The 26,086-nt window shown below is 37.9% G+C and carries 26 protein-coding genes and 1 riboswitch; of the genes, 19 read left to right on the top strand and 7 right to left on the bottom strand.

Annotated elements, in window-relative coordinates; genetic code table 11:
* Positions 1-61: 61 nt before the first annotated feature.
* Genes ribD through ribH form a run of 4 tightly spaced genes read left to right on the top strand, consistent with a single transcriptional unit; the run spans position 62 to position 3,392 of the window.
* A complete protein-coding gene (gene ribD, locus IGJ18_RS11220) occupies positions 62-1,135 on the top strand; it encodes a bifunctional diaminohydroxyphosphoribosylaminopyrimidine deaminase/5-amino-6-(5-phosphoribosylamino)uracil reductase RibD (RefSeq protein ID WP_438843332.1) in 1,074 nt (357 codons plus the stop codon).
* Complete coding sequence (gene ribE, locus IGJ18_RS11215; protein WP_053766321.1) at positions 1,120-1,740, top strand: riboflavin synthase; 621 nt, start codon at positions 1,120-1,122, stop codon at positions 1,738-1,740. Before ribD ends, ribE begins: the two co-directional genes overlap by 16 nt.
* Positions 1,737-2,912, top strand: a complete 1,176-nt coding sequence (gene ribA, locus IGJ18_RS11210) for a GTP cyclohydrolase II (protein WP_438843331.1) — start codon at positions 1,737-1,739, stop codon at positions 2,910-2,912. The genes ribE and ribA overlap by 4 nt, the downstream gene beginning before the upstream one ends.
* 18 nt (positions 2,913-2,930) lie before the next feature.
* A complete protein-coding gene (ribH, locus tag IGJ18_RS11205) occupies positions 2,931-3,392 on the top strand; it encodes a 6,7-dimethyl-8-ribityllumazine synthase (protein WP_438843330.1) in 462 nt (153 codons plus the stop codon).
* 179 nt (positions 3,393-3,571) lie between these two features.
* Here the strand turns inward: ribH and IGJ18_RS11200 are convergent, their stop codons facing one another.
* On the bottom strand, positions 3,572-4,159 hold the full coding sequence (locus IGJ18_RS11200; protein ID WP_096709994.1) for a hypothetical protein: 588 nt from the start codon (positions 4,157-4,159) through the stop codon (positions 3,572-3,574).
* A 172-nt stretch (positions 4,160-4,331) separates the two neighbouring features.
* Here IGJ18_RS11200 and IGJ18_RS11195 point away from each other — a divergent pair, with 172 nt between their 5' ends.
* From IGJ18_RS11195 to rsmA, 4 genes are all read left to right on the top strand, one after another.
* The gene (locus tag IGJ18_RS11195) at positions 4,332-5,651 is read left to right on the top strand and encodes an APC family permease (protein WP_161651994.1); all 1,320 of its coding nucleotides are present in this window, start codon (positions 4,332-4,334) and stop codon (positions 5,649-5,651) included.
* Positions 5,652-5,813: 162 nt separating this feature from the next.
* Positions 5,814-6,590, top strand: a complete 777-nt coding sequence (locus tag IGJ18_RS11190) for a TatD family hydrolase (RefSeq protein WP_010720770.1) — start codon at positions 5,814-5,816, stop codon at positions 6,588-6,590.
* The gene (rnmV, locus tag IGJ18_RS11185) at positions 6,583-7,149 is read left to right on the top strand and encodes a ribonuclease M5 (protein ID WP_010720769.1); all 567 of its coding nucleotides are present in this window, start codon (positions 6,583-6,585) and stop codon (positions 7,147-7,149) included. The genes IGJ18_RS11190 and rnmV overlap by 8 nt, the downstream gene beginning before the upstream one ends.
* Positions 7,142-8,032 carry a 16S rRNA (adenine(1518)-N(6)/adenine(1519)-N(6))-dimethyltransferase RsmA gene (gene rsmA, locus IGJ18_RS11180; protein WP_438843329.1) on the top strand — a complete coding sequence of 297 codons (891 nt, stop codon included), beginning with the start codon at positions 7,142-7,144 and terminating at the stop codon, positions 8,030-8,032. Before rnmV ends, rsmA begins: the two co-directional genes overlap by 8 nt.
* A 57-nt stretch (positions 8,033-8,089) precedes the next feature.
* Here the strand turns inward: rsmA and IGJ18_RS11175 are convergent, their stop codons facing one another.
* Positions 8,090-8,212 (bottom strand): hypothetical protein, encoded by a 123-nt coding sequence (locus IGJ18_RS11175; protein ID WP_438843328.1) that lies wholly within the window; start codon positions 8,210-8,212, stop codon positions 8,090-8,092.
* A gap of 148 nt (positions 8,213-8,360) precedes the next feature.
* Between IGJ18_RS11175 and IGJ18_RS11170 the strand changes: the two genes are divergently transcribed.
* Positions 8,361-8,825, top strand: coding sequence for a hypothetical protein (locus IGJ18_RS11170; RefSeq protein WP_034700608.1), 465 nt, complete (start codon positions 8,361-8,363; stop codon positions 8,823-8,825).
* A 704-nt stretch (positions 8,826-9,529) separates the two neighbouring features.
* Complete coding sequence (locus IGJ18_RS11165) at positions 9,530-10,156, top strand: hypothetical protein (RefSeq protein ID WP_438843327.1); 627 nt, start codon at positions 9,530-9,532, stop codon at positions 10,154-10,156.
* 171 nt (positions 10,157-10,327) lie between these two features.
* Here the strand turns inward: IGJ18_RS11165 and IGJ18_RS11160 are convergent, their stop codons facing one another.
* Positions 10,328-11,437, bottom strand: a complete 1,110-nt coding sequence (locus IGJ18_RS11160) for an ABC transporter ATP-binding protein (RefSeq protein WP_438843326.1) — start codon at positions 11,435-11,437, stop codon at positions 10,328-10,330.
* Positions 11,438-11,610: 173 nt separating this feature from the next.
* Here IGJ18_RS11160 and mgsA point away from each other — a divergent pair, with 173 nt between their 5' ends.
* Both mgsA and IGJ18_RS11150 read left to right on the top strand, forming a co-directional pair.
* The gene (gene mgsA, locus IGJ18_RS11155; protein ID WP_014834468.1) at positions 11,611-12,036 is read left to right on the top strand and encodes a methylglyoxal synthase; all 426 of its coding nucleotides are present in this window, start codon (positions 11,611-11,613) and stop codon (positions 12,034-12,036) included.
* 155 nt (positions 12,037-12,191) lie between these two features.
* Positions 12,192-12,290: riboswitch (THF riboswitch) on the top strand.
* A gap of 37 nt (positions 12,291-12,327) precedes the next feature.
* Positions 12,328-12,864 (top strand): folate family ECF transporter S component, encoded by a 537-nt coding sequence (locus IGJ18_RS11150; RefSeq protein ID WP_010720763.1) that lies wholly within the window; start codon positions 12,328-12,330, stop codon positions 12,862-12,864.
* A gap of 71 nt (positions 12,865-12,935) precedes the next feature.
* On the opposite strand, the gene IGJ18_RS11145 is transcribed toward IGJ18_RS11150, so the two are convergent.
* Both IGJ18_RS11145 and IGJ18_RS11140 read right to left on the bottom strand, forming a co-directional pair.
* Positions 12,936-14,699: an ABC transporter ATP-binding protein gene (locus IGJ18_RS11145; RefSeq protein WP_088745474.1), complete on the bottom strand. Its 1,764-nt coding sequence runs from the start codon at positions 14,697-14,699 to the stop codon at positions 12,936-12,938.
* A 1-nt stretch (position 14,700) separates the two neighbouring features.
* The gene (locus IGJ18_RS11140; protein WP_438843325.1) at positions 14,701-16,416 is read right to left on the bottom strand and encodes an ABC transporter ATP-binding protein; all 1,716 of its coding nucleotides are present in this window, start codon (positions 16,414-16,416) and stop codon (positions 14,701-14,703) included.
* 374 nt (positions 16,417-16,790) lie between these two features.
* On the opposite strand from IGJ18_RS11140, the gene IGJ18_RS11135 reads away from it, so the two are divergent.
* From IGJ18_RS11135 to IGJ18_RS11105, 7 genes are all read left to right on the top strand, one after another.
* On the top strand, positions 16,791-19,559 hold the full coding sequence (locus tag IGJ18_RS11135; RefSeq protein WP_088745473.1) for a sigma 54-interacting transcriptional regulator: 2,769 nt from the start codon (positions 16,791-16,793) through the stop codon (positions 19,557-19,559).
* 76 nt (positions 19,560-19,635) lie between these two features.
* Positions 19,636-20,055, top strand: a complete 420-nt coding sequence (locus IGJ18_RS11130) for a PTS sugar transporter subunit IIA (RefSeq protein WP_010720759.1) — start codon at positions 19,636-19,638, stop codon at positions 20,053-20,055.
* Positions 20,056-20,067: 12 nt separating this feature from the next.
* Entirely contained in the window at positions 20,068-20,538 is a 471-nt protein-coding gene (locus IGJ18_RS11125) for a PTS sugar transporter subunit IIB (protein ID WP_010720758.1), read from the top strand.
* Positions 20,539-20,555: 17 nt separating this feature from the next.
* Positions 20,556-21,335: a PTS mannose/fructose/sorbose/N-acetylgalactosamine transporter subunit IIC gene (locus IGJ18_RS11120; RefSeq protein ID WP_438843324.1), complete on the top strand. Its 780-nt coding sequence runs from the start codon at positions 20,556-20,558 to the stop codon at positions 21,333-21,335.
* On the top strand, positions 21,322-22,143 hold the full coding sequence (locus tag IGJ18_RS11115) for a PTS system mannose/fructose/sorbose family transporter subunit IID (protein WP_010737178.1): 822 nt from the start codon (positions 21,322-21,324) through the stop codon (positions 22,141-22,143). The genes IGJ18_RS11120 and IGJ18_RS11115 overlap by 14 nt, the downstream gene beginning before the upstream one ends.
* Positions 22,144-22,159: 16 nt before the next feature.
* Positions 22,160-23,209: an SIS domain-containing protein gene (locus IGJ18_RS11110; RefSeq protein ID WP_438843323.1), complete on the top strand. Its 1,050-nt coding sequence runs from the start codon at positions 22,160-22,162 to the stop codon at positions 23,207-23,209.
* A 12-nt stretch (positions 23,210-23,221) separates the two neighbouring features.
* Positions 23,222-24,223, top strand: a complete 1,002-nt coding sequence (locus IGJ18_RS11105; RefSeq protein WP_010737180.1) for an SIS domain-containing protein — start codon at positions 23,222-23,224, stop codon at positions 24,221-24,223.
* A gap of 170 nt (positions 24,224-24,393) precedes the next feature.
* On the opposite strand, the gene IGJ18_RS11100 is transcribed toward IGJ18_RS11105, so the two are convergent.
* Both IGJ18_RS11100 and IGJ18_RS11095 read right to left on the bottom strand, forming a co-directional pair.
* Positions 24,394-25,038 carry a lytic polysaccharide monooxygenase gene (locus tag IGJ18_RS11100; RefSeq protein ID WP_010720753.1) on the bottom strand — a complete coding sequence of 215 codons (645 nt, stop codon included), beginning with the start codon at positions 25,036-25,038 and terminating at the stop codon, positions 24,394-24,396.
* 343 nt (positions 25,039-25,381) lie between these two features.
* Positions 25,382-26,029, bottom strand: coding sequence for a lytic polysaccharide monooxygenase auxiliary activity family 9 protein (locus IGJ18_RS11095; protein ID WP_438843322.1), 648 nt, complete (start codon positions 26,027-26,029; stop codon positions 25,382-25,384).
* Between the last annotated feature and the right edge of the window lie 57 nt (positions 26,030-26,086).

The raw sequence follows: 26,086 nt of genomic DNA, 5'->3' as shown, positions 1-26,086 counted from the left end.
TATTTAGTTATGCCCTGTGATTAATTTCGCAGGGCTTTTTTTGTTGAAAGGGGGAATTGATATGCACCAGTCTTTCATGATGGCTGCGATTGAAGAGGCAAAAAAAGGAAAGGGAAATACCTTTACCAATCCATTAGTTGGAGCAGCGATTGTAAAAGAAGGAAAGCTACTCTCACTAGGTGCCCATTTACAATATGGCGAGTCCCACGCTGAAGTAAATGCTATTCAAAATTGTGATTCCCCCGAAGAACTGTTTAATTCAACTCTATATGTTACCTTAGAACCTTGTAACCACCAAGGGAAACAGCCGCCTTGTACGCAAGCTATTATTCAGTCTGGTATCTCAACGGTAGTCATAGGTCAGCTTGACCCAAATCCTTTAGTAGCAGGAAAAGGGAAAGAATTTTTACAAAATCATGGGATCAAAGTAATTGTAGGTGTGGAAGAAGAGAAATGTAGAGCACTGAACCCTTTTTATAACCATTTTTTTGAAAGGGATCGTCCCTATATCACATTAAAACAAGCTATTACACTAGATGGAAAGATTTCTTTAAAGGAAGGTTCGCGGTACTCAATAACAGGTACAGAGGCAATCTCAAGAGTACGGAAAGAGCGAGGAGAACATCAAGGAATCGTAGTGGGAAGCGAAACCGTTCTAGTTGATAACCCTCTTTTGTTGCCTGATATCGTAACTAACTTTCCACCAGTGCGCATTGTTTTGGATCGTAGAGGGCGGGTTCTTAAAAATCCTAAACTCAATCTTTTTCAAACGACAACAAATCCAGTCTGGATATTTACGGAAAACCCTAAGCTAAAGGAACTATTTCCCCATGTAACTATTTTTTATACGCCTAAGTTTTCTTTTACCTTCTTTATTGAGACCATGAAAAAAAGAGGTGTTCAGTCGCTGTATGTAGAAGGTGGAGCGAAAATTCATGATGCTTTTTTAGCAGAAAATCTCTGGGATGAAGTCATCAGTTATATTGCGCCCAAACTTTTTGGTGGAAAAAGTCCGATGTCCTTTCATAGTGAACGTTTAGTTTCTAAAGAACAACAATTAGTATTTTTGGAAGTTGAACAGCTTGGAAAAGACATTCGAGTTAGGGGGAAACGAAAGCAATGTTCACAGGATTAATCGCCGAGCAAGGAAAAGTCAAAGAAATTAGACGAAACCAACAAATGATCCAACTCACTTTCCAAGCTTCAAACAGTATACTAAGTGATTACAAAATTGGAGATAGCATGGCAGTCAATGGCGTGTGTTTAACTGCTATTGAGGTTTCAAGCACATTTTTTAAAGCTGAAATAATGCCTGAAACTTTTAAACGGACTACTTTCTCCACCGTAAAAGTTGGAGAGAGGGTAAATCTAGAACGAGCAGTTTTGATGACGCAACGCTTTGAAGGACATTTTGTTTCGGGACATATTGATACTGTTACAAGATTGATCAAAAAAATAGAGAATCAAAACGCATTAATTTTGACATTTGCTTATCCAACCAAATATGCAGGTGAAATCATTCCGCAAGGATCAATTGCAATTAATGGAGTAAGTTTAACGGTTACGGAAACAACAACAGCAAGCTTTTCTGTTAGCCTGATTCCACATTCTAAATCCTTAACAAATCTGGGGAATTTAGGTGTAGGACATCTTGTGAATATAGAAACGGATATCGTTGGGAAATATGTAAAGGCACAGAGAAATAAATTTGAGATGTACAAGGAGAAGGACTTATTATGAGGAATATTACTGAAGCAATAAAGACCTTGAAAAAGGGCAGATTAATCATTGTAGCTGATGATGAAGATAGAGAATCAGAAGGAGATTTGGTTGGTTTAGCCGAATATGTGACACCTGAGGCAGTAAATTTCATGACCAAATTTGGTCGAGGATTAATCTGTGTGCCGATTTCTAATGACATTGCGCAACGCTTATCTTTAGGAGAAATGACAACTCATAATACTGATGCGTTTGGTACAGCTTTTACGATTAGTGTGGACCATAAACATACGAAGACTGGTATTTCAGTATTTGATCGAGCTACTTCCATTAAAGCATTGGCTGATCCTCATTCGAAATCAAGTGATTTTCTTAGACCAGGACATATTTTTCCTTTGATTAGTGTAGATGGCGGAACGCTTATACGTCGAGGACACACCGAAGCTGCAATTGATTTAGCCAAATTAGCTAATAGTGTAGAGGCTGCTTATATTTGTGAGATTCTGAAAGAAGATGGAACGATGGCAAGAATGAAAGATCTGACCCGTTTATCTGAAGAATGGCAATTACCCTTAATTACGATTGATGAGTTGGTAAATTATTTAGAAAAAAATAGTCATATAACCGTAAATTTACCGACAGATTATGGTGATTTCAAATTGACTATTTATGAAGATGGAGAAAAACGGGAGCATCTATTGTTAACAAAGGGAGATATTCAAAATAGTCAGTTTCCTACATTAGTCCGAGTTCATTCGGAATGTCTAACTGGTGATGTCTTCGGGTCTCAGCGTTGCGATTGTGGGGAACAGTTACATGAAGCGATGAGAATGATCGAGGAAGAGGGGACTGGAGCTATTCTTTATCTTCGTCAAGAAGGTCGCGGAATCGGATTGAGGAATAAGTTAAAAGCGTATCAATTGCAGGAAAAAGGATTGGATACTTATGAAGCAAATACTGAATTGGGCTTTGCTCCGGATGAACGGGATTATCACTTTGCAGCAGAAATTTTAAAATCAATTGGTGTAACGTCCATTCGTTTACTTACAAACAATCCCGATAAAGTAATAGAGTTACAACAAGATGGAATTACGATTGTCGATAGGGTACCAATTGAAACTGTTCCGAAAAAGGAAAACCAAGCCTATTTAAAAACAAAAAAAGATAAGTTTCACCATTACTTATCAGTATAAAAATAAAGGAGCAAGAAAATGACAATTTTTGAAGGAAATTATTCTCCAAAGGATCTTCGAATCGGAATTGTAGTCGCGCGTTTTAATGAATTTATCAATCAAAAATTATTACAAGGAGCATTGGATAATTTAAAAAGGCACGGTGTGAAAGAAGAACAAATTGATATTTATTGGGTACCAGGAGCTTTTGAAATTCCTTTTATTACCAAAAAGCTCAGCAAAAAGGACAGTTACGATGGGTTGATTACGTTGGGGACAGTTATCAGAGGTGCAACTACTCATTATGAATTGGTTTCCAATGAGGTAGCCAAAGGAGTCGCACATATTAACCTGGAGTCCAATATTCCAGTGATGTTCGGGGTATTAACCACGGAATCCATTGAACAAGCAATTGAACGATCAGGGACGAAAGCAGGGAATAAAGGCAGTGAAGCTGCGCAAGGGTTAATTGAGATGATTTCTCTTTCACAACAAATTTAAGAATTCCTATTTTTTAGAGTATGATGAGTTTACTGTGTAAATAGCATTCTTCAGTTTACTAAATGTAACAAACGTAAATATTAATCTTAGTATGTTTTGCTTGAAATAGATACATTAAAGCGACCACCTAAAGTTAGAGCAAAAAATCTAACTTTAGGTGGTCGCTATACAAATTGACACTATTTTTTTGAGGGTATTTTTTTGAATCGCTCTTTTAAACGAGTTGGTAACAAGAAACTTAAAAGAGTAAAAGGTATCGATACAATGTACCAAAAAATCGTTCGGCCAATCCCATAGCGTTGGTAAAGTTTTTGCAACATCAAATGGAGTAGCACTAACCCAGCGAATAAACTGCTATAAAGGAACCAAGGATTATCGAGATGTGAGAGCGTCCTTAACGACATGATCATTGCAGGGTAAAAATAAAAGAAACCAGCAACTAAAGTGACTCGCCAATTTTTGGTGAAAGTACTGAGATTCAATAGAAAGAAAAGCGCAGATAAAATGATACCTAGAGGAGGAAAAAGGCTGATTAAAAAAGCATAAATGGCTCCCCATAGAATCATTCCGGGACCTTTGATCAGTGCAACTAGCAGAATCAAGCTAAACAACAAAAGCAACTGTTGAGTGAAAGTAGCAAGAATAAATGTCCCGAACAAAATCAGCGTGAACCAATGCCAAAGTGATTGTTGTGGTGATTTTCTGGAAATGGCAAAATGATCCTTTAGGAAAGATGCCAGTTTTGGGTAAGAACGATTAAATTCCATAATTGGTCCTCCTTTATCTAACCTACATTAATTATAATTGAGGTGAATGGAGGATTCATAGGTCTAAGGTGGTATCTTTCAATAAATTTACTGAAAAAAATGATGGTAAAACAAAATATTCTCCGTTATACTGAAAATTATATTAAAAACTGCGGGGAAAAGGGGAATGTGAATGAAAGGCAAGTTAAAACGAGAGATCAACTTATTTGGCGCATTAGCAACTGTTATGGGAACTGTAATTGGGGCAGGAGTTTTCTTTAAAACAGCGGCTGTTACGGCAAGTACACAATCGACTAGTTTGACCTTATTGGCATGGCTATTAGGAGGATTTTTAACGATCTGTGCTGGTCTAACGGTAGCTGAGTTAGCAACTGCGATCCCAGAAACGGGTGGTGCAGTCAAATATATTGAAGCCGCTTATGGAAAATTACCGAGCTTTTTACTGGGTTGGTCCCAAAGCTTGATTTATTTTCCAGCGAATATTGCGGCGCTTTCGATTATTTTTGCGACACAAATGACGAACTTATTACAAATATCTACGGATTATCTTCTATTAATTGCGATTATTACTGCTATTTCTGTTACTGGTTTGAATTTACTAGGAACAAAAGTGGGTACGACTGTCCAGTCTGCGACACTGATTATCAAATTGATTCCATTAGCTGTCATCGTTATTTGGGGACTGTTGACACCAGGTAGTGGAACGATCCAACTATTCCCATTTGAAGCAGGGAAAGATGTGTCGTTTGCAGAAGGCTTAAGTAGTGCTTTACTAGCAACTTTATTCGCTTATGATGGCTGGCTTGGTGTCGGCGCAATGGCGGGGGAAATGAAACGTCCCGAAAAAGATTTACCTAAAGCAATTATTTTAGGGCTAAGTTTTGTAACAGTGGTTTACTTATTGATCAACTTTGTTTTCTTAAAAACTCTGCCAATTGATCAGATTGCAGGTAACCTTAATGCAGCATCTGATGCATCAGCGGTTATTTTTGGAAATATCGGTGGAAAGATCGTGACGATCGGTATCTTGATTTCTGTTTATGGGGCACTGAATGGGTACACGTTGACCGGCATTCGTATTCCTTATGCGATGGCTTTGGAAGGTGAGTTACCTTTTAGTAAACAGTTAACGAAATTATCAAAAAAATTCACAGTGCCATATGTTCCAGCACTTTTTCAATTAGTGATTGCGTGCATTATGATGAGTTTAGGTTCATTCGACTTTTTAACTGATATGCTAATTTTTGTTATGTGGCTGTTTAGCTTATTGATATTTATCGGTGTATTTGTTTTAAGAAAAAAACAACCAGACTTACCAAGACCATACAAAGTACCTTTGTATCCAGTGATTCCATTGATTGCAATCTTTGGCGCTGTCTTTATTTTAGGGATGACTTTATTTACTCAAACAGCTTTGGCAATGATCGGGATCGTTGTCACATTACTAGGTATCCCAGTGTATTATTACAAGAAAAAACAAGTCGAGCGTTAATTTAATAGTCATGTAAAAGGACTTAAGAGAGGAAACTTGCTTAAGTCCTTTTATTTACAACTAGAAATTTGCATTTCAATAAATTTGACCTGATTTTCGTCTTTCCTACTTCTGCCATAGCAACTTATATGCTAAAGTAATGAAGAAAAGGAGCGATAAAAAATGATATTTGATTCTCATACCCATTTGAATGCGGAACAATTTAATGATGATATTCCTGAAACTATTGAACGGGCCAAAGAGTTGGGCGTGACAAAAATGGCGGTAGTAGGTTTCGATACCCCAACGATCGAAAAATCATTACAGCTTAGTCACGATTATTCAAACATATATAGTATTATTGGTTGGCATCCTACTGAAGCAGGAAGTTATACTAAAGACGTTGAGAAAAAATTACAAGAGCAATTAACGATGCCGAAAGTGGTAGCGTTAGGTGAAATCGGCTTAGATTATTACTGGATGGAAGATCCGAAAGAAGTGCAAGCTGAAGTTTTTCGTAGACAAATTGCGATTGCGAAAGAAATGAATCTGCCGATCAGTATCCATACCAGGGAAGCGTTAGCAGATACTTATCAAATTTTAAAAGAAGAAGATATTCGTGATATTGGTGGAATCATGCACAGTTTTAGTGGCGATTTTGAATGGGCCAAACGATTTCTTGATTTAGGAATGCACATTTCATTTAGTGGGGTCGTGACTTTCAAAAAAGCGCAAGATGTTCAAGAAGCAGCCACTCATGTTCCACTCGATCGATTGCTAGTAGAAACGGATGCGCCTTACTTAGCTCCAGTACCTTATCGTGGGAAACGAAACGAGCCAGGTTATACCCGTTATACAGTTGAAAAAATTGCCGAATTACGTAATCTTCCGGTAGAAGAAGTGGCGCTCCAAACTTGGAAAAATGCTCATCGTCTATTTAGGATCGCTGAAAATGACTAAATTAAAAATCCAAGAAATTGTAGTCGTTGAGGGAAAAGACGATACTAGAAGACTCCAAGAAGTAGTCGACGTCGACACGATCGAAACGATTGGTTCAGCGATCAATGATGAAATACTCATGCAGATTGAACATGCGCAGGAAACACGTGGTGTAATCATCTTTACTGATCCTGATTTTTCGGGCGAGAAAATCCGCAAGACGATCATGGAAGTCGTTCCTCAGGCAAAACATGCTTTTTTACCCCGTCAACAAGCACGTCCTAAAAAACAAGGAAGTCTTGGCGTTGAGCATGCTAGTGATGAGGCCATATTAGAAGCATTAAAAAAAGTAATCACCCCATCTTTTGAGGAAGACGAAACGGAAATTACTAGACAAGTGCTGATTTCTCATGGTTTAATAGCGGGAGCGCAAGCAAAAGAAAAACGTGAAAAATTAGGGGACGAATTAAGAATTGGTTATACCAATGGGAAACAACTGGAGAAGCGTTTGAAAATGTTTCGAATCACACCAGAGGAATTTGCCCAAGCAATGAAAAAAGTGGAGGAACAACATGAGTGAACAGCGTGATATTGCGACACCTTCTAGAACAAAAGAAATCTTATTGAAACATGGATTTTCATTTAAAAAAAGTTTAGGTCAAAATTTTTTGACTGAGCCAAATATCTTAAGAAAAATCGTGGAAACTGGCGAAATCGATCAACAAACAAATGTCATCGAAGTTGGTCCAGGTATTGGAGCGTTGACGGAACAACTAGCACGTAATGCCAATCAAGTCGTTGCCTTTGAAATCGATGATCGCTTGATTCCTGTGTTAAAAGATACGTTAGCTCCTTATCCTAATGTGACTGTTGTTCATCAAGATATTTTAAAAACTAATTTAGATCAGGCAGCAACAACCTATTTTGAACAAGATTTACCGATCAAAGTTGTTGCAAATTTACCTTATTATATTACGACACCGATCATGATGCATTTCTTAGAATCAGATCTGCAAGTAGAAGAAATGGTTGTGATGATGCAAAAAGAAGTCGCTGACCGTATTTCTGCTAAGCCTGGTACAAAAGCATATGGCTCATTATCAATCGCTGTACAGTATTATATGGAAGCATCTGTTGCTTTCATCGTACCTAAGACTGTTTTTGTTCCGCAACCGAACGTCGATTCAGCTATCTTGAAACTAACCAGAAGAAAGCAACCAGCTGTAGCGGTTACTGATGAAAAGGCATTTTTCCGATTGACAAAAGCAGCGTTTCAGCAACGAAGAAAAACATTATGGAATAACTTACAATCTTCATATGGCAAAGATGAAGCAACGAAAGCTTGGTTAACGACTAGTTTAGAAAAAGCTAACATCGATCCTAAACGTCGTGGAGAAACCCTCTCATTAGCCGAATTTGCTGCATTAAGTAATGCAATGGAAGAGATGAGCGAGAAAAATTAAGTTCTAATCTAATTCAATAAAGAAAGCAAAACGCCTAAAAGTCTAGCATGCTAGCTTTTAGGCGTTTTGTTTATCTAAGTCCAATAAAATGAGTTGGATGGTCATCACTAATTGAAAAATAAATAAATGACTACTGTAACCCGATTCCTGTAATCTCAGTTTAAGATCATAATCGTTCATGTATTTAAGAATGGCTAACGGTTTAGACCGAAAAATAGTTTCTTATGAAAATAAATTTTTTTAGAATAAAACGATACTATAATCATAAATGAACACGATGAATTTTTAGAACTTATTTTGATTACTAAGGAGAAAGAAGGGTGAGTTAATGAACAAAATGAACCAATCGATTGTTTTGGGGTTAACATTGATTACCGTTGGCGGATCAATTGCCCCTGTTACCAATGTATTTGCTTCAGAAAAAGCTACGAACTTTACCGCCACAAACGAATTTGATAAATACTACAACGATTTATCAAATGAAAAGAAAGCAGAATTTGAACGATTAGTATCCGGGGCTCACTTATCCCAAGTGGAGCAATTACAAATATTAAAAGAAAAATACGAGTCCGATAGACAACCAACTCCTCGCTGGAAAATTGCTGTCATTAAAAAGATAGCCAAATGGTTAGTAGCTAAAACAGGTGAAAAAACGGTAAGTGATGTTACTAATTACTTATTCGAATGGCAAGATAATTTAGAACAAGGTGCAGAAAATTGGTTAGTGAACCATGGGTGGAATAGAACCGCAGCTCATTGGACTGTTAAGACTGCTAGCTTCATTTTCTTATAGGATGAGTGTAAGAAAATGAAAGGAACAAAGAGACTGATTTTTTGGGGACTGACACTATTTTTTTGTGTATCTAATTTCATTAGATTATTCATTCATGATGATTTTGGAAAAACAGTAAGAGTTTATTTCAGGGATGTTCCTGCCTATCTAAAAGTAATTTTTTTTATCGTGTTCATACTGTTGTTTTGGTGGAGCTATCCTTATAAAAAAGAAAAAAATTTTTTTGATTGAAGTAAAACAACCAAATATAAACCTGTCATAAACTTCAGTGAGGGTGGACGGGTTTATTTTTGTATTAAAATCAGCAACCATTAAAATGGACTATACTTCAAGAGGGTGAGCCCAGTGTATCTCGTTGTTTTAGTGTATACCTTAGGGTAGGGAATTAGAATGATACTGGGGCTAAATAGGGTTCCAGGAAATATTGTTGTTGACATGTACATAGAGCGTACTTCTTTTTTGTATTTGTCTTTCATCTATATAGACAAAAATAAAAGGAGATGATGTAGCTAGCAGAGACTGTAGTTTAAAACATATTTCTTGTATAAGCTTCATTCAAAATTTACTTTATCTGGTGTCGGATAATTGAATACATGAAAAAGGCTCATTCAACATTTTTCTGATTGATGTGTCTTGACACATTTTGTTGTTAAAGTTAAAATAAGACATCATAAAGGTGTCAAGACACATTAGGAGAGAAAAAAATGAAAAAAAAATCAGTACGATCCCTGACTATTTCTGCCTTGTTGATAGCTATGGGGGTTATTATTCCAATGGTTATGCCAAAAATCATGATTCCACCTGCTTCTTTTACTTTGGCTTCTCATGTACCCATATTTATTGCGATGTTTTTTTCACCAGGAATTGCGATTACCGTTGCTTTGGGTACAACATTTGGCTTCTTTTTGACCACACCAGTAATTATTGCGCTGCGTGCATTATCTCATTTGATTTTTGCAGTGATTGGTTCTTGGTATTTGCAAAAGAAACCAGAAATCGTTTTAAAAAATGGCCAATTTACTTTAGCCAACTGGCGCTTCCAAAGTTTCAATTTTGTGATAGGTATCATTCATTCGATTGCGGAAATGTCAGTGGTTAGTGTCTTTTTCTTTGTAGGGAACATGCCAGAAACTTATTATTCTGAAGGCTATTTTTATACAGTCTTTATCCTAATGGGGATTGGTGGGTTGATCCATAGTTTAGTCGATTACAATATTGCTTATTTTGTAGCCGGAACATTGAGCAAATACTTTGATATTCCAGTTTTCACTAAAGCTAAGCAAGTAAGTCAGAAGACACCTTCAACGAAATCAATCAAGAAAATGGCTTGAAAAAAGTACCATTATCAATCAGTTTTTCCTCTTTAACTAGAGATAACTCCTTTAAAATGAATAAGCCGAAAGTGCTGTGTATGAACAAAGCACTTTCGGCTTATTTGTTATAGTTCTAGCTTTTGGCATAGTTTCTGCCAAAATTTACATCAAAAGCTGATTTTTTAATTTTTATGGCAATCCGATCACTTCTTCAGTTGATTTGTCAAAGAAATGTCCTTTGCTGATATTGAATGCTAAGTCGACCATTTCCCCTGGTTTATGGAAGTCACGTGCATCGACTTTTGAAATAAATTCAGTTGTACCTGTTCGGGTATAAAGCATGGTTTCTGCACCTAACAATTCTGATACAACAACTTCTGAATGAACAACTGCTTCGGGTTGTGCTTCTAACACCACTTGTTCACTGTGGATATCTTCAGGGCGAATACCAAAAACAACTTCTTTCCCTTCATAGCCTTTTTCAACTAAGACTTTGTTTTTTCCTTCAGGGATTTTTAATTTTAAGCCATGACCGTCACTGATTACTCCATTGTTTAAAGTAACGTTGAAGAAGTTCATTGCGGGTGAACCGATAAAGCCTGCGACGAACATATTGACTGGTGTGTCATACACTTCTTTTGGCGTACCGATCTGTTGGATAAAACCATCTTTCATGATAACGATACGATCTGCCATCGTCATTGCTTCTGTTTGGTCGTGGGTTACATAGATGGTTGTTGTTTCTAAACGTTGATGGAGTTTGGCGATCTCAGCACGCATCGCTACCCGTAATTTTGCATCTAAGTTTGATAATGGTTCATCCATCAAGAAAACTTTTGCATCACGAACGATGGCACGTCCTAAAGCAACCCGTTGACGTTGGCCACCTGAGAGAGCAGCAGGTTTACGTTTCAAATATTCAGTAAGCCCTAAAATCTCAGCAGCATTTTCTACCCGTTTTTTGATGTCTGCTTTGTCATACTTTCTCAACTTCAACCCAAAAGCCATATTGTCAAATACAGTCATGTGTGGGTATAACGCATAGTTCTGGAATACCATAGCGATATCACGATCTTTTGGTGCTACATCGTTCATCACTTTACCGCTGATGCTTAATTCTCCTTCCGAGATATCTTCTAGCCCAGCAATCATTCTTAATGTAGTTGATTTTCCACAACCAGAAGGTCCAACAAAGACAATAAATTCACGATCATCGATTGCTAAGTTAAAATCCGTTACGGAATAATTTTCTGCGTTGTCATATTGTTTGTATACATGTTTCAGTGCCATTTCTACCATGATTCATTCCACGCTTTCTGTTTAGTTTTAATGTTGAATTAAGTATAAATGAAAGCGTTATCTATGCTCAATGGCAACTTGAACAAGAATTGATTGTCTTTTTGGGCAATATGCTACACCTTGAGGTAGAATAGAGTAGGAACAAGATGTTGAGAGAGGAAAGGATGATCGATATGAAAATTGCTTTAATTGCTCATGACCGCAAAAAGCCCTTGATGATCAAGTTGACAACCGCCTATAAGGCAATCCTGGAAAAACATGAATTATTCGCAACTGGGACAACAGGTGGTAAAATCACCGAAGCAACTGGCTTAAAAGTCCATCGCTTTAAATCCGGTCCTTTAGGTGGTGACCAACAAATTGGTGCAATGATCTCAGAAGATCAATTAGACCTCGTGATTTTTCTGCGAGATCCGTTGGCTGCACAGCCTCATGAACCGGATGTGACTGCACTGATCCGCTTATCGGATGTTTACGAAATTCCTTTAGCAACTAATATTGGAACAGCAGAAGTATTGTTGCGAGGACTAGAAGCTGGCTTTCTGGATTTCCGTACTGTAGTTCATGAGTTAGAAAATCGACCGTTGTCTCTGGAATAAAATTCGTTATTTGCTATTGATCGTCCATTTATGTTCGTTGAATGTGTGATTTTTCACGAACATGAATTACTTTTTATTCGGGAATGTATGTTTTTTTATTTACAGTCGTGTGTGATCTATGCTATAGTTTTGCTGGGAATGACTTCCCAAAAATAAACAGAGTAGAAAATAAAGCGTTAAGTGCTGAGAGGATGGGATGTTGCCTCTTTGACGAAGGACAAGTTGTTCGCGGTTTTATTTTCGCATTCGCTGCATGTAGGATGTAGCAGCTCTTAAAGGAGATGCTAAGAAATGAAGAAAAATCGGTTAGACGCACGCATGATCGCTATCATGGGATTGTTGATTGCTTTGATGGTCACTTTATCCCGTTTGGTATCGATCGAAACCCCTTTTGTGAAGATCAGTGTCACATTTATTCCACAAATGATCATGGGGATTTTATTTGGCCCGTTTTGGTCTGGAATTGGGGGTGTATTAGCTGACTTAGTAGGAATGGCGTTATTTTCAAAAACAGCTTTCTTTATTGGCTTTACTTTAAATGCCTTTATCGAAGGAGCAATTTATGGTTTCTTTTTTTACCGAAAAGAGATTACTTGGAAAAATTCGCTATTAGCTACCCTTTCGGTCACGCTGATCATTAATTTGCTATTGACTCCTTTGTGGCTAGCGATGATGTATCATGTTCCATTATTTAGTTGGATCGTCTGGGCACCAAGGTTATTAAAAACAGTCGTTTGGATTCCTATTCAAACCATTGCGATGTATTACGTCGGACGTAGTATTCCATACAAAAAGATTTTAAGAAGTATGACTCTTCACGCAAAATAGTCAACTCAGAAACAAAAGAAGCAACCTTCCCATCCCAGAAGGTTGCTTCTTTTGTTTGTCTAATTACAGGATTACTGTTTAGTAAACTGCGCTTGATATAGTTGATGGTAGTACCCGTCTTTTTGTAGTAATTCATCGTGGGTACCCATCTCAACGATGGCGCCTTGCTCCATGACTAAGATTTGATCGGCATTTTTGATTGTCGATAAACGGTGGGCAATCACAAAGCTCGTTTTGCCTTCCATCATTGTTAAAAAGGCATCTTGAATTTTCTTTTCCGTCAAAGTATCGACTGAACTAGTTGCTTCATCTAGGATCAACATAGGAGGGTTGCTGATCATTGTACGGGCGATCGTTAACAATTGTCTTTGTCCGTCAGAGATTTTCAGTCCTTGTCCGCCGATTTTTGTTGCTAACTTTTCAGGCAAGCGTTCCACAAATTCATACATATACGAAGCTTTGAGTGCTTGATTGATTTCTTCATCACTAGCATCTGGATTGCCATACTGTAGATTTTCTTTTAACGTACTGTCAAAGAGCCAAGTATCTTGTAAAACCATTCCAAAGCTTTTTCGCAAGCTATCTCTTTGGATATCTCGAATATCATACCCGTCGATCGTAATGGTTCCACCTGTCGCATCATAAAAACGCATCAACAGGTTAACTAACGTGGATTTACCAGCACCAGTCTTACCTACAATCGCAATCGTTTGCCCTGGTTTAGCAACAAAACTGAAATTTTCGATCAATCGTTGACTTGGTTCATAAGAAAAGGATACATGATTGAACGCTACTTCACCTTTGATTGTTGCTGGATTCAACGCATAAGCATTAGGTTCATCTGGCGTTTCTTCGGGTTGATCGATGAGTTCAAAGGCACGTTCTAATCCAGAAAAAGCGGTTTGGATCTGTGTCGTGATTCCAGAAAGTTCAATAAACGGTTTAGAAAACTGACTAGAATAGATCGTGAAACTAGAGATCACACCGACTGTAATGGCTGAGCCACTTCTTAATGCTAGTAAACCACCAACTAATCCAATCGAAAGATAAGCCAAGTGATCCACAAAACGAGAAGACGGATTCGTCAAAGAAGAAGAAAATTGGGCACGTTGTCCTTTTTGATAAAGATCAGTGTTCAATGCTTGGAATTGTCGCTGATTCATTTCTTCTTGTTGAAAGGCTTTGACAATTTTTTGATTCCCGATCCGTTCGGTGACAAAACCAGAGATATTCCCGATAATCTTTTGTTGATTGTCAAAGTCGTTTTGTGATGCACGGGCAACGATCCAACTCACAAGAAAAATGATCGGTGTGGAGCAAATCACGACGAGTGTCAATAAAGGACTAAGGCGTAACATAAATATAAAAGACAAGACGATGATAGCCACGCCGGCAAACATTTGGTTAAAAGCCGCAGAGATCGCAATGGAAATATTATCCATATCGTTGGTAAAACGACTAACGATATTCCCGTGTGAATTTTGATCATAGTAACGAAGCGGTAATTTATTCAAACGTGCAAAGGCATCTTTTCTTAATTTTGCTACGGAAAGATAAGCCAAGCGATTACTTAAGACTTGGATCAGCCATTGACTGATCACGTTGATCAATACGATCCCGCCAAATAATAATAAGAGGTGGAACAATTGAGCAAATCGGACTTGACCTGCGCCGATCATTTGGTCAATACTTTGACCAATCTGTAAAGTCATTACCACAGTAGCGATCCCGTTGATGATCCCTAAAAGGATCGCAAACCAGATATCTTTTGAATAGGCTGTAAGGTAAGGAACGAATCGTTTGAGGGTTTTCCAGGATAATTTTTTTGTTTTCATCTTATTCTTCCTCCTGTGATGCGACGATTTCGCGATACTCAACGGAATCCTTCAATAAATCTTCATGTTTCCCTTGCGCAACGATCTTTCCTTGATCCATCACGAGGATCTTATGTGCTTCTTGAATCGAGCGGATTCGTTGAGAAATAATAATGACTGTCGTATCTAGTGAGGTTTGTAATGCTTTTCTTAAGTTAAGATCGGTTTGATAATCTAACGCGCTTAAAGAATCATCTAAAATCAATAATTCAGGTTTGGCAATTAACGCACGTGCAATCGTTAGCCGTTGTTTTTGACCGCCAGAAAAGTTTTTTCCGTTTTCCATTACTTTTGTTTCTAATCCTTTAGGAAGTTGTCGAACAAAATCTTCTGCTTGAGCAATTCTAAGAGCTTCCCAACATTCTTCATCTGTGGCATCTTCTTTTCCCCATTGAAGGTTTTCACGGATAGTTCCAGTGAATAAAACAGCGGTTTGAGGAACTTGTGAGATTTGGCTTCTTAAAGGATCAAGTTTCCATGAGCGAACATCCACGTCATCAAAAGCAACGGAACCTGCGTTGACGTCATAGAAACGTGGAATCAATTGAGTTAAAGTTGTTTTTCCGCTACCGGTTGGTCCAATGATCCCCAAAACCGTGTTTCGTTTCAAAGCAAAAGTAATGTCTTGTAAAGATAATCCTGATTTTTCAGTATAACGAAAGTCGACATGTTCAAATTGAATGATGTTTTCGGATTGGAAATTCGGTGTCAAGGCATCTTCTGCATCTGTCAGTGTGGTGTCAGTTTCTAGGACTTCTTTGACCCGATTACCTGAAGCTTCGGCCCGGGTAAAGATAACGACCAGGTTAGATACGACGATCAATGCCAGTAACATTTGATTCATGTAATTAATCAACGCAAGGACTTGACCTTGTTGCAAATGTCCGATATTGACTTTGATCCCACCAACAGTCAACAAACAAATAATACCGATATTCATGATCAATGTGGTAGCCGGTGATAAGAGAGCTGAGATGTTTGAAACACGTAAATAGTTTTTAGCTAATTCATCGGTGTCCTCATCAAAAGTATCAATTTCTGTTTTTGTGCGGGAGAATGCCCGAATTACACGAACACCGCTTAGATTTTGACTAACCGTTTCATTTAAACGATCCAGTTTTTCTTGGACTTTTTGGTACAGTGGAATTGTTTTTTTGATGATAAAGTATAAAATGATTGAAAAAATCGGTAGGATAGCTAAGAAAAACAAGCCGATTTCCCAGTCAATCACAAAGGCCATGACGACTGAACCGATACTTAGAAATGGCGCACGGATCAATAAACGGATTACCATGGCTAATGCTAATTGGAGTTGGTTGATGTCGTTCGTCATTCGAGTGATCAATGTATCTGTACCAAAATGATTTAATTCACTATGTGAAAAGGAATTGATTTTCTTGATTAGTTGATTTCTAAGCTCAGTACCAAATCCTTGTGAAGCTATTGAAGCATAATATTGACAAATGATCGCACAAATCAATCCAACAACTGACATCACGACCATCCAGATCCCCATTTGGATGATCACACCACGATCATTCATCTTTAGACCGTTATCAATCAATGAGGCCATCAATAATGGCAAAATCAATTCAAAGACAGCTTCTAAGAATTTAAAAACGGGACCCAGAATGATTTGTTTACGGTAATCTTTTGCATAACGCAATAACTGAATCATATGATTCCTCCTAAAATATATTTACCATTAGCTAAGAAAAAGCCAAATAAATTTTCTCGAATTTCTTTCTTAGCTACTTAAACGGTAGGCACGGATTTAAGAGAAAGGGGAGTCAGTTGCAAGAAATTTCTGTCTATTTTACATTGATGACCCTTTGTCTTAAACGAGTACTTTCCTATGTATAAGTAGGTACTCTCACATTGTATCTTATGAAATTTAGAATGAAAAGTGAATAAGCCTTTTCATAAATGAAACTTTGAAGTGAATTAGCAAAAAAAGTCATTGACGAATCTCGTTTGTTTCTCCTTCTTTTTAGATAAAAATAGCTATTGACAAAATGAATGCGTTTCCTATGATGGAGAAGAGGTGAGAGAATGTTAAAAGAAGAAATCCAAGATTATTTAGAAAATCAAACGGCATTTATCGATTTAGCACAATTAAGTGATGTTTTTACAGCGAAATATTTAGCAGCATACTTTAAAGTGAAACGTAATACGGTCAGTCATTATCTTAATCAATTAAATGAAGCTGGCATTTTGGTTAAGATCAATTCTCGTCCGGTCTATTACTTTCATAAAATGGCTTTTGAACAGCAATTTTTTGCTTTAAGTAAAACGTATTATGCCTCAACTGAAGAAATTAGGGCTGAACAGCCTATTTTTTCAAGAAGTAAAGATCTTTTTTCTTTAGTGATCGGTCACGAAGCAAGCCTGAAAGAAAGCATTGAACAAATCAAAACAGCTCTTTTTTATCCAGATGGTGGGCTACCTGTGTTATTAACTGGAGAAAGTGGTACAGGGAAAAGCTTCTTAGTCAATATCGTTTATCAATACTGTTTAGAACATGATCTCTTACCAGAAAATGCGCCTTTCGTGACGTTGAATTGTGCCCAATATGCCGACAATCCAGAATTGTTGACGAGTAATTTATTTGGACATGTCAGTGGAGCATACACCGGTGCGACACAAGATAAGGTTGGCGCTTTTGAGGCAGCCGATGGGGGATTATTATTTTTAGATGAAGTTCATCGACTTAGCCCTGAAGGACAAGAAAAATTGTTTACGTATCTGGATCAAGGGATTATTTATCGAATGGGAGAAACGAATCAGGGGAAAAAAGTCGATGTTCGGCTCTTCTTTGCTACGACTGAAGAAGTCACCAAACATTTTCTGCCCACTTTTATGCGTCGGATTCCTTTTAAGATTGATCTACCTTCTTTACGTGCTCGTGGAAAAGAAGAACGATTGGAGCTGATTTATTCTTTTTTCTTAAATGAACAAAGAAAAATCGAGCGACCAATGAAAGTGAGTGGTCAAGTGCTGTCATTATTGACGAACCAAAGTTTTTCGGGAAACATCGGCGAATTGAAAAATAGCGTAAAAGTAGCTGTAGCCAAAGCATTCGCTGAACAAAAAGAGGAAGAGAGCCTATCGATCAAACTCCAACATTTACAAAGATATCTTTTGAAGGTTCCCCATCAAGACAGCCCAGCCCAATCAGCTGTGTGGATCACTGAGAAAAAAGAATTAGCTCATTTGGTTGAAAAAAGACAACCAGAACAGGAGCGAATGATCCGCTGCTTTGAACAACTATTATTGACCTTTAAGAAAAATGGCGCAACAGTAAGTAACTGTGAGGAAAAATTAAAAGAAGAAGTCGTTTATTTATTTGATTTTTTACTCTTTGAAACGAGTCGCCAAGAAAAACATGAACTACTAGTCTACTGGTTGCACTCCATTCGAGAAACGCTAAAACAAATGGAAAGTGCCTATCAGATCAAGTTTGATGGTAACAGCGTCTATGCGCTAAGTTATTATCTCTATCAAAGAAGCACAGTAAAGTGGTTACCAGAAGATGGGGAAATCGAACAATTGATCAAGGAACTAGACCGCCAGTTAGAACTAATGTATCCAGCAAACTATCACTACGCCCATCGGATCTTGGAATTGACACAAGCTAAGTTAGATTTAGAAGTTACTTTATTAGATCATATTTTATTAACGATCTATTTGAGACGGACGAAATGGACAAAAGAACAAAGTGTGCCTAAAGCAATCATTGCTGCTCATGGTTATGCTACCGCTAGTAGTATGGCAAACGTCGCTAATCGACTGTTGGGAAATGATCTGTTTGAATCCTTTGATATGCCCTTAGATGTGACACCCCAACAAATTGCGGATGAAATGATCGATTACAGTAATCGTCATGATATCTCTAATGGACTGATCATTTTAGTTGATATGGGCTCGCTAAAAGAAATCCATCAACTATTCAAAGATCAGGTCTTTGCCCCAATCGTTATTTTGAATAATGTGACAACACCATTAGTTATCAGTATTGGAGAAAAAATGCAAAAAATGACTGATCTGGAAGAAATCGTCAAGGAAGCGGTGGCCTCCTTGGAAGCAGAGTGGACGATCATTTACCCTCAAAAAAATAAACAAAAAGCATTACTGATCACTTGCATGACGGGGATCGGAACGGCTGTCCATATGAGTGAACTACTTGAAAAAAGTTTACCAGCAAACAGCGCACTTAAAATCATCCCTTATGAATACCAAGTATTAACACAAAGAAAATTAACGGAATCGGTTTTTTCGATGTACGATGTGATTGGCATCATTGGGACAACGAATCCTCAAATCGACACGATGCCATATCTTTCGTTAGAGTCATTGATTTCAGGAGAGAAAATGGATGAACTTGTTCAATGGCTGGCTCCTATTTTTTCATTGAAAGAACAAGCTAACTTTGATCAGCAATTTGTCCGAAATTTTTCATTAGAAAAAGTACTGGAGTCGGTGACGATCCTTGATACAGAAAAAGTGATGACAGAAATCGAGCTGTTTATGCGTGAATTGGAGATGCGTTTTGATAAGAACATCACGACGCCACAAAAGATCGCCCTTTTTGTCCATGTCAGTTGTTTGATCGAGCGATTGATCCGGCAGATCCCGATTGAAAGTTACCATGGTCAAGAACAGTTGTTACAGTGTCAAAAAGAAACCTTGGATCGAATCAAAGAAGCATTTAGTGTCATCGAAGAACATTATAGTGTCACAATCCCACCATCAGAAGTCGCTTATATTTATGATATTCTCGAAAATGTAGAGGATAAAATAGGCTCAGAAGAAGAATTTTAATCGTAAGCAAGATACCGCCACTATGTTGGCACGTATCTTGCTTTATTTGTAGTGAGAGTAAGAAAGAGGTGGAAACATGGAAAGAACAATTATTCTAGCCTCCCATGGACGTTTTGCTTCAGGGATTTTAGATTCTTTGGAACTTATTTTTGGTAAAACGCATTCGATCCTAGCGTTAGATTGCTATGGAACTGAAACGTTTGATTTAGCAAAATCAGTGCAGCAATTGATTAACGATCATCAAGGGCAAGAGTTGATCATCATCACTGACTTATTTGGTGGCAGTGTAAACAATGAATTTTTGCAGTACATTAACCGACCGAATATCTACTTGATTGCTGGTTTGAATCTGCCATTGTTGATCGAGATTGCCACAAAAATTGAGACAGCTGATTCAATCGTTGAATTGATCCATCAGGTATTGAATGATTCAAAAGAAATGATCCAATTTTGTAATGAAAGTATCGAAAAAAAAATGGAAGAAGAAGAATTTTAGGAGGGATTGGAAATGATTATTTTAACAAGAGTCGATCATCGTTTATTGCATGGTCAAGTCGCTTTTTCTTGGACACAGTCAATTGGCGCAGATTGTATTTTGATCGCAAATGATGATGTGCCAAACAATGAAATACGCAAAACAACCATTAAGCTGGCAAAGCCACAAGGAGTGAAACTAGTGATCAAATCGATTGAAGATTCGATCGCTGCATTACAAAGTGGCGTAACGGATAAATATAAACTATTTATCGTAGTAGAGTCTGTGAAAGATGCGTATCAATTAGCAAAAGCTTGTCCACAGATCAAGCAAATCAATTTAGGTGGGATTAAAGCAAAGGAAGGAACGCGGAGTCTAGGTAAAGCGGTCAACGTATTACCTGAAGAAGAAAAATTGTTGGAACAAATGATCGCTGATGGGATAGAAGTAGAAATTCGTCAAGTACCAGCAGATAAAAAAATAGCAGCAAAGGAAGTCTTATGAGAAAGGAAGAATAAAAGATGATCCTACAAGCAATTCTTTTAGGTCTGGTTGCCTTTATTGCGCAATCAGAGTATGCGTTAGGAACTTCCCTGCTTTCTCGTCCGATCGTAACGGGATTATTTACAGGGATTGTTTTGGGAGATGTAAAAACAGGTATTATTATGGGAGCAACTTTGGAATTAGCTTTTATTGGTTCATTTTCAGTTGGAGCATCGATTCCACCAGACGTTGTGACCGGTGGAATCTTAGGAACTGCATTTGCCATTACTGCAGGAGCAGGAACAGAAACAGCATTACTATTAGGGTTACCAATTGCGACACTTACCCTTATTTTAAAAAATGTTTATTTAGGACTATTGATTCCGATCATGAACCACAGAGCAGATCATTATGCGGAGGATGGAAATTATAAAGGGGTCGAACACATGCACTTATTAGCTGGTTTCGGCTTGTCATTGATGCTTGGTCTGGTAGTCATGATTTCTTATTTAGTCGGAAGTCAAACGATCGGGAATCTCTTAGCGAAAATACCAGATTTTGTGCAAAACGGCTTGACCGTTGCAACTGGGTTGATTCCAGCGCTTGGATTTGCCATGCTGGCACGTTTATTGATCAATAAAAAAGTAGCACCTTATTTCTTTTTAGGCTTTGCTGTAGCAGCTTACTTAGAGATTCCAGTAACAGGTATTGCCATCTTTGGGGCGATCTTAGCCGTCATTGTCGTCAATATCATGAACGTACGTCAAGTATCCGTTCAAACTTCAGCAGGGGAGGTAGAAGAGGATGAAGACTTCTAATCAAGAAGAACACAAAGTGACCAAAAAAGAATTGAATCAGGTCTTTTGGCGCTCATTTCAAATGGAATTTTCATGGAACTATGAAAGGCAGATGAATATGGCCTATGTCTTTGCCATCATTCCCATCTTGAAAAAGCTCTATCATACTAAAGAAGAAATGTCAGCAGCGCTTAAACGACACTTGGAATTTTTTAACACGACACCACATATCGTGACCCTGATCTTAGGGATCAATGCAGCAATGGAAGAAGAAAATAAAAATGACCCAGAGTTTGATGTAACCGCTATTGATAGTATCAAAACCTCACTGATGGGGCCTTTAGCAGGGTTAGGCGATTCATTCTTTTGGGGAACGTTGCGTTTGATCGCGACGGGTGTTGGGACTTCGCTAGCACTACAAGGAAATATTTTAGGACCAATTTTATTCCTTTTGATTTTCAATATCCCTCATGTTTTATTTCGTTACTTGGCAACAAGTTGGGGCTATCGACTAGGTACTGGATTTTTAAAGAAAATCCAAGCAAACGGAATGATGGAAAGTTTGACGTTAGGTGCTTCAATCATTGGATTGATGGTAGTTGGCGGGATGACTGCGACGATGATCGATATCAATATTCCTTTGAAAATCGGAACAGGTGAAAATGCTGTCACGGTTCAAAGTATTTTTGATGATATCGTTCCTCATATTTTAAGTTTAGGTGCCTTTGGAGCAGTCTTTTATTTATTGAAAAAAGAAGTCAAACCATTGATGATTTTGATTGGATTAGCTATTTTTGGGATTGCTGGTTCATGGATCGGTATCTTTTAGAAAAGGAGAGAACAAGATGGTCACAATGCTTGATTATATTCATGAAGAAAAAACAGTTTTATCAGCGATTCTTGAAAAGAATGATTCGTCACTTCATGTGTCTTATCAAAACATGCAACACGTTCTGATTCTGGCGACAGGTTCTTCGTATAATGCTTGTCTTGCTGCAAAGCCGGCACTAGAAAGCTATGGAGATATCACTGTGGATATCCAAGAACCTTATCATTTTAATCATTATGGGAAATTGTCAGAAGAAGTTGATACAGTCATCGCTGTTTCTCAAAGTGGGAAAAGTGCTTCGACAGTCGATGCCATTCGAAAGATCCGATCATCAAAACGACGGACGATCGCTTTAACTGGAGATGATCAAAGTCCGATCACCAAAGAAGTGGATCAAGTGATTGACTTGAATATGGGCGTGGAAAAAGTGGGGTTTGTTACCAAGGGCTATTCAGCAACCGTTCTTCAGTTGATTCTCTTAGGTCTAGCGATTGGAACCAGTAAAGATCGAATAACAGCAGCGCAAAAAGAAGAAAAACTAGTTCAACTAAGAGAAATCGTGATGAAAATTCCTCAGATCATTTCGCAAACAGAACAATTTTTTGAAAAAAATGAAGCACTCTTTCGTGTAGCAAAACGATTTATTGCGATCGGGTATGGACCGAATTGGGGAACAGCGAAAGAGTTTGAAACCAAGTTTACAGAAACTGTTCGGGAACCTTCCCAAGGCTTTGAATTAGAGGCATACATGCACGGTCCGTATTTAGAATCCAATCCTGGTCACATCCTATTCTTCCTGGAAACCGATAGTGATAGTCAAAAACGTTCCCAGCGATTAGCACAATACATGAAACAATATGTTGGACAGGTCATTGTTGTAACGACTGAAGGAGAAACGACTGAGAATCAGCTTAGTCTGGGAATCACTAGCGAAGAAGAACTTTCTGTTTTAGCTTTAGTTGTACCGATCCAAGTTTTGGCTTATAAAATTGCGACTGCTAAAGGGATCGATTTAGGTCAAAGAATTTTTGATGATTTTGATGAAGTATTAAAAAGTAAAATTTAAGAGGTGGAGACTATGTTAAAATTCAATGAACAAAAACAAATCGAGGATATCAATGGGGCGCTAGCTTTACGTCCGCAAGTGGAACAAATCATTGACGGATTGGGAGAGGGATTCGATGCAATTTATTATTTAGGAATCGGCGGAACCTACGCGTCAGCGATGCAAGCTGTGACTTATATGAATGGTAAAAGTAACCTACCTGTTTATGTCCAACATGCAGCAGAATATTACACAACTGGCAACAAACGCCTAACAGAAAAATCAATTGTTGTCTTGTCTTCAGTTACTGGTACCACGCAAGAAGTCGTGCAAGCGGTCAAAGAAATCAAAACAGTGGGTGCGACACTGATCGGGTTTATTGATACAAAAGAGAGTATTCTCGCTGAACTTTGTGACCATACGATCACGTATCCTGCACCTGGAACCGAACAAATCAAATTCTTTATGGTCGCAGATCGTTTGATGTATAATCATGGCGAATTTGAAGACTACGAAACCTATTATCAACAATTAGAAGAGCACTTAGCAGTTGGCTTAGTCGAAGCCGAAAAACAAGCAGATGCTTTTGGATTAGCGTTTGCTGAAAAACATCGTCATGATTCGATGCACTATTTTATCGGTGCTGGGAACCAATGGGGCGCTGTCTATTCTTATGCGATGTGTTATTGGGAAGAGCAAAGTTGGTTGCCTTCTAAATCGATCCACGCTGCTGAATTTTTACATGGTACGCTAGAAGTGATTGAAGAAACGACACCAGTGACGTTGTTCTTAGGAGAAGATGAACAACGTGTACTTGCAGAAAGAGTCGCAAACCTATTACCAAAAATCTGTGCAAATTATACATTGATTGATACAAAAGACTATCCAATTGAAGGAATTGACGAAAGTTATCGTGGACGTGTCCTTTCTTATTTGCTGATGCATGCGGTGACACAACGAATCGATGCACATATCGAGCAATTAAATTGTCACCCCTTAGAAATCAGAAGATATTACCGTCAATTTGAGTATTAAGCGACACAATCAGTTCTAAGAGGAACGATTTCGTAAAATAATAAAATAAAACATACCAATATGAATCGTCTGTCAGTGAGATAAGCGGTTCATACTGGTATGTTTTTTGGTTATGACATGGATCAAGTGAGCGATTTGATCCGTGTGTTGATATGTTGATAGCAGAATTTTTATGAATTGTTTGATAAGTCAGTTAAGAGATTACGAGGTTGGATATTCGCATCAATCACATTGTAAAAGGCATTTGAAGTATCATTCACATCCCAAACGGCTAAGATGACATGATAACCGAGATGATCACCTGGAATAGTGATCGTGTGTGTTAGATTTGTGTCGGCATCTTTCCCGTGACCGTCTACCTCACCTATAAATTGAAATTCATCGCGGGATAATGGTTTGTTTGGATTCCAATTATTTTTCGTGATATAGTAATGCCATTTAGCTGTTTTATGCGCGGCAGTATAAGACCAAGTGAATTTCGTTGGACCAGTTGAAAGGTTTTGTTTTGTCCAAATAGTAGCAGTTTGTTTGTCTAATTCAAATCCTTTGACACCATTTGCGGAAGCAATTTTTCCATCTGCAGGTCCACCATTTGGGAATCCTTTAGGTGCTTCTAGTGATTGTGGCTCAGTAATTATTTCACCGTATTTTTCAAGAGCTGCATGCCAATTCTTCTTACTGTCTAATTCTCCTTGATAGGCACGACTGATAGGTTTCTCCACATAACCGTGAGCATCCACATTAACTGTCGATAAGGCAGTTAAACCAGTTGTTGCTAAAACGAGACCTAATCCTACGACTAAACTTTTTTTCATCTTGATTCCCTCCATCAATTGCTTATTATGTGAAATAAATTTTTTCACAAAAATAGTATAAAACGAAAGGAGAAGAGGGTTAAATATTGTTTGTTATTGCAACAAAAAAAGTATGGTTCCTAAAAAAGTTCGCTCAGTTCGCTATCATGAAAAAGCGTTCGATAAAAGATAACTTCTTTCTGATACGCTCTTATTATTGATGAGTGGTAAAAGTGAAACGAAAAAGATCCCACGATGTTGAGCCTAGCAATACTAGAACTACCCATCGTGGGAAAGATTGAGCAAATGTTTTCAATAAACAGTAAAGAAAATGAAGAATGATTGATTGTTCAGTTAAAGAGAATCACATGGATTCATTTAAATCATTTAAGATACTACGAGGTTGGATATTCGCATCAATAACATTGTAGAAGGCATTTGATGTATCACTTACATCCCAAACTGCTAAAATCACATGATAACCTATCCGGTCATTTGGGATCGTAATGGTGTGAGTTGGACTCGTGCTAGCTTGCGCACCTTTTCCTTGGACTTCGCCGATCAATTGAAGTTCATTGCGAGAAAGTGGTTTATTCTGGTTCCAACCTGGTTTAGTGATATAGTAATGCCAATTACTAGTTGAGTGTGATTGCGTATACTTCCAAGTGAATTTTGTCGCTCCCCCTGTTAAATTTTGTTTCGTCCATAGACTAGAAGTTTGCTTATCTAATTCAAATCCTCTTGCACCATTTGCAGAAGCGATTTTTCCATCTGCTGGTCCACCTTTAGGGAATCCCTGAGGAGCTTCTAGTGATTGTGGTTCATTAATGATCGGACCATATTTTTGAACTGCGAAATCATAGCCAATGTTTTCTTTATCCAATTGACCTTGATAGGCACGGCTAATTGGCGAGATAACATAACCATGTGCTGAAACATTGACGGAAGATAATGTTGTCAATCCTGTCGTTGCTAAAACCAAACCTAACCCTAATAAAGAACTTTTTTTCATATTATAACTTTCCTCCAAAATGATTTTTATGAAAAGGTTTTCTTTTCATGAATTTAG

The organism is Enterococcus sp. AZ078 (assembly GCF_051714985.1).
Classification (GTDB): domain Bacteria; phylum Bacillota; class Bacilli; order Lactobacillales; family Enterococcaceae; genus Enterococcus_B; species Enterococcus_B hirae.
This window is presented reverse-complemented; position numbering and strand designations above follow the sequence as displayed.

Bases quoted from the DNA above. Each gene is read 5' to 3' on its own strand.
- ribD (WP_438843332.1), top strand. From the start codon at position 62: ATGCACCAGTCTTTCATGATGGCTGCGATTGAAGAGGCAAAAAAAGGA.
- ribE (WP_053766321.1), top strand. From the start codon at position 1,120: ATGTTCACAGGATTAATCGCCGAGCAAGGAAAAGTCAAAGAAATTAGA.
- ribA (WP_438843331.1), top strand. From the start codon at position 1,737: ATGAGGAATATTACTGAAGCAATAAAGACCTTGAAAAAGGGCAGATTA.
- ribH (WP_438843330.1), top strand. From the start codon at position 2,931: ATGACAATTTTTGAAGGAAATTATTCTCCAAAGGATCTTCGAATCGGA.
- IGJ18_RS11200 (WP_096709994.1), bottom strand. From the start codon at position 4,159: ATGGAATTTAATCGTTCTTACCCAAAACTGGCATCTTTCCTAAAGGAT.
- IGJ18_RS11195 (WP_161651994.1), top strand. From the start codon at position 4,332: ATGAAAGGCAAGTTAAAACGAGAGATCAACTTATTTGGCGCATTAGCA.
- IGJ18_RS11190 (WP_010720770.1), top strand. From the start codon at position 5,814: ATGATATTTGATTCTCATACCCATTTGAATGCGGAACAATTTAATGAT.
- rnmV (WP_010720769.1), top strand. From the start codon at position 6,583: ATGACTAAATTAAAAATCCAAGAAATTGTAGTCGTTGAGGGAAAAGAC.
- rsmA (WP_438843329.1), top strand. From the start codon at position 7,142: ATGAGTGAACAGCGTGATATTGCGACACCTTCTAGAACAAAAGAAATC.
- IGJ18_RS11175 (WP_438843328.1), bottom strand. From the start codon at position 8,212: ATGAACGATTATGATCTTAAACTGAGATTACAGGAATCGGGTTACAGT.
- IGJ18_RS11170 (WP_034700608.1), top strand. From the start codon at position 8,361: ATGAACAAAATGAACCAATCGATTGTTTTGGGGTTAACATTGATTACC.
- IGJ18_RS11165 (WP_438843327.1), top strand. From the start codon at position 9,530: ATGAAAAAAAAATCAGTACGATCCCTGACTATTTCTGCCTTGTTGATA.
- IGJ18_RS11160 (WP_438843326.1), bottom strand. From the start codon at position 11,437: ATGGTAGAAATGGCACTGAAACATGTATACAAACAATATGACAACGCA.
- mgsA (WP_014834468.1), top strand. From the start codon at position 11,611: ATGAAAATTGCTTTAATTGCTCATGACCGCAAAAAGCCCTTGATGATC.
- IGJ18_RS11150 (WP_010720763.1), top strand. From the start codon at position 12,328: ATGAAGAAAAATCGGTTAGACGCACGCATGATCGCTATCATGGGATTG.
- IGJ18_RS11145 (WP_088745474.1), bottom strand. From the start codon at position 14,699: ATGAAAACAAAAAAATTATCCTGGAAAACCCTCAAACGATTCGTTCCT.
- IGJ18_RS11140 (WP_438843325.1), bottom strand. From the start codon at position 16,416: ATGATTCAGTTATTGCGTTATGCAAAAGATTACCGTAAACAAATCATT.
- IGJ18_RS11135 (WP_088745473.1), top strand. From the start codon at position 16,791: ATGTTAAAAGAAGAAATCCAAGATTATTTAGAAAATCAAACGGCATTT.
- IGJ18_RS11130 (WP_010720759.1), top strand. From the start codon at position 19,636: ATGGAAAGAACAATTATTCTAGCCTCCCATGGACGTTTTGCTTCAGGG.
- IGJ18_RS11125 (WP_010720758.1), top strand. From the start codon at position 20,068: ATGATTATTTTAACAAGAGTCGATCATCGTTTATTGCATGGTCAAGTC.
- IGJ18_RS11120 (WP_438843324.1), top strand. From the start codon at position 20,556: ATGATCCTACAAGCAATTCTTTTAGGTCTGGTTGCCTTTATTGCGCAA.
- IGJ18_RS11115 (WP_010737178.1), top strand. From the start codon at position 21,322: ATGAAGACTTCTAATCAAGAAGAACACAAAGTGACCAAAAAAGAATTG.
- IGJ18_RS11110 (WP_438843323.1), top strand. From the start codon at position 22,160: ATGGTCACAATGCTTGATTATATTCATGAAGAAAAAACAGTTTTATCA.
- IGJ18_RS11105 (WP_010737180.1), top strand. From the start codon at position 23,222: ATGTTAAAATTCAATGAACAAAAACAAATCGAGGATATCAATGGGGCG.
- IGJ18_RS11100 (WP_010720753.1), bottom strand. From the start codon at position 25,038: ATGAAAAAAAGTTTAGTCGTAGGATTAGGTCTCGTTTTAGCAACAACT.
- IGJ18_RS11095 (WP_438843322.1), bottom strand. From the start codon at position 26,029: ATGAAAAAAAGTTCTTTATTAGGGTTAGGTTTGGTTTTAGCAACGACA.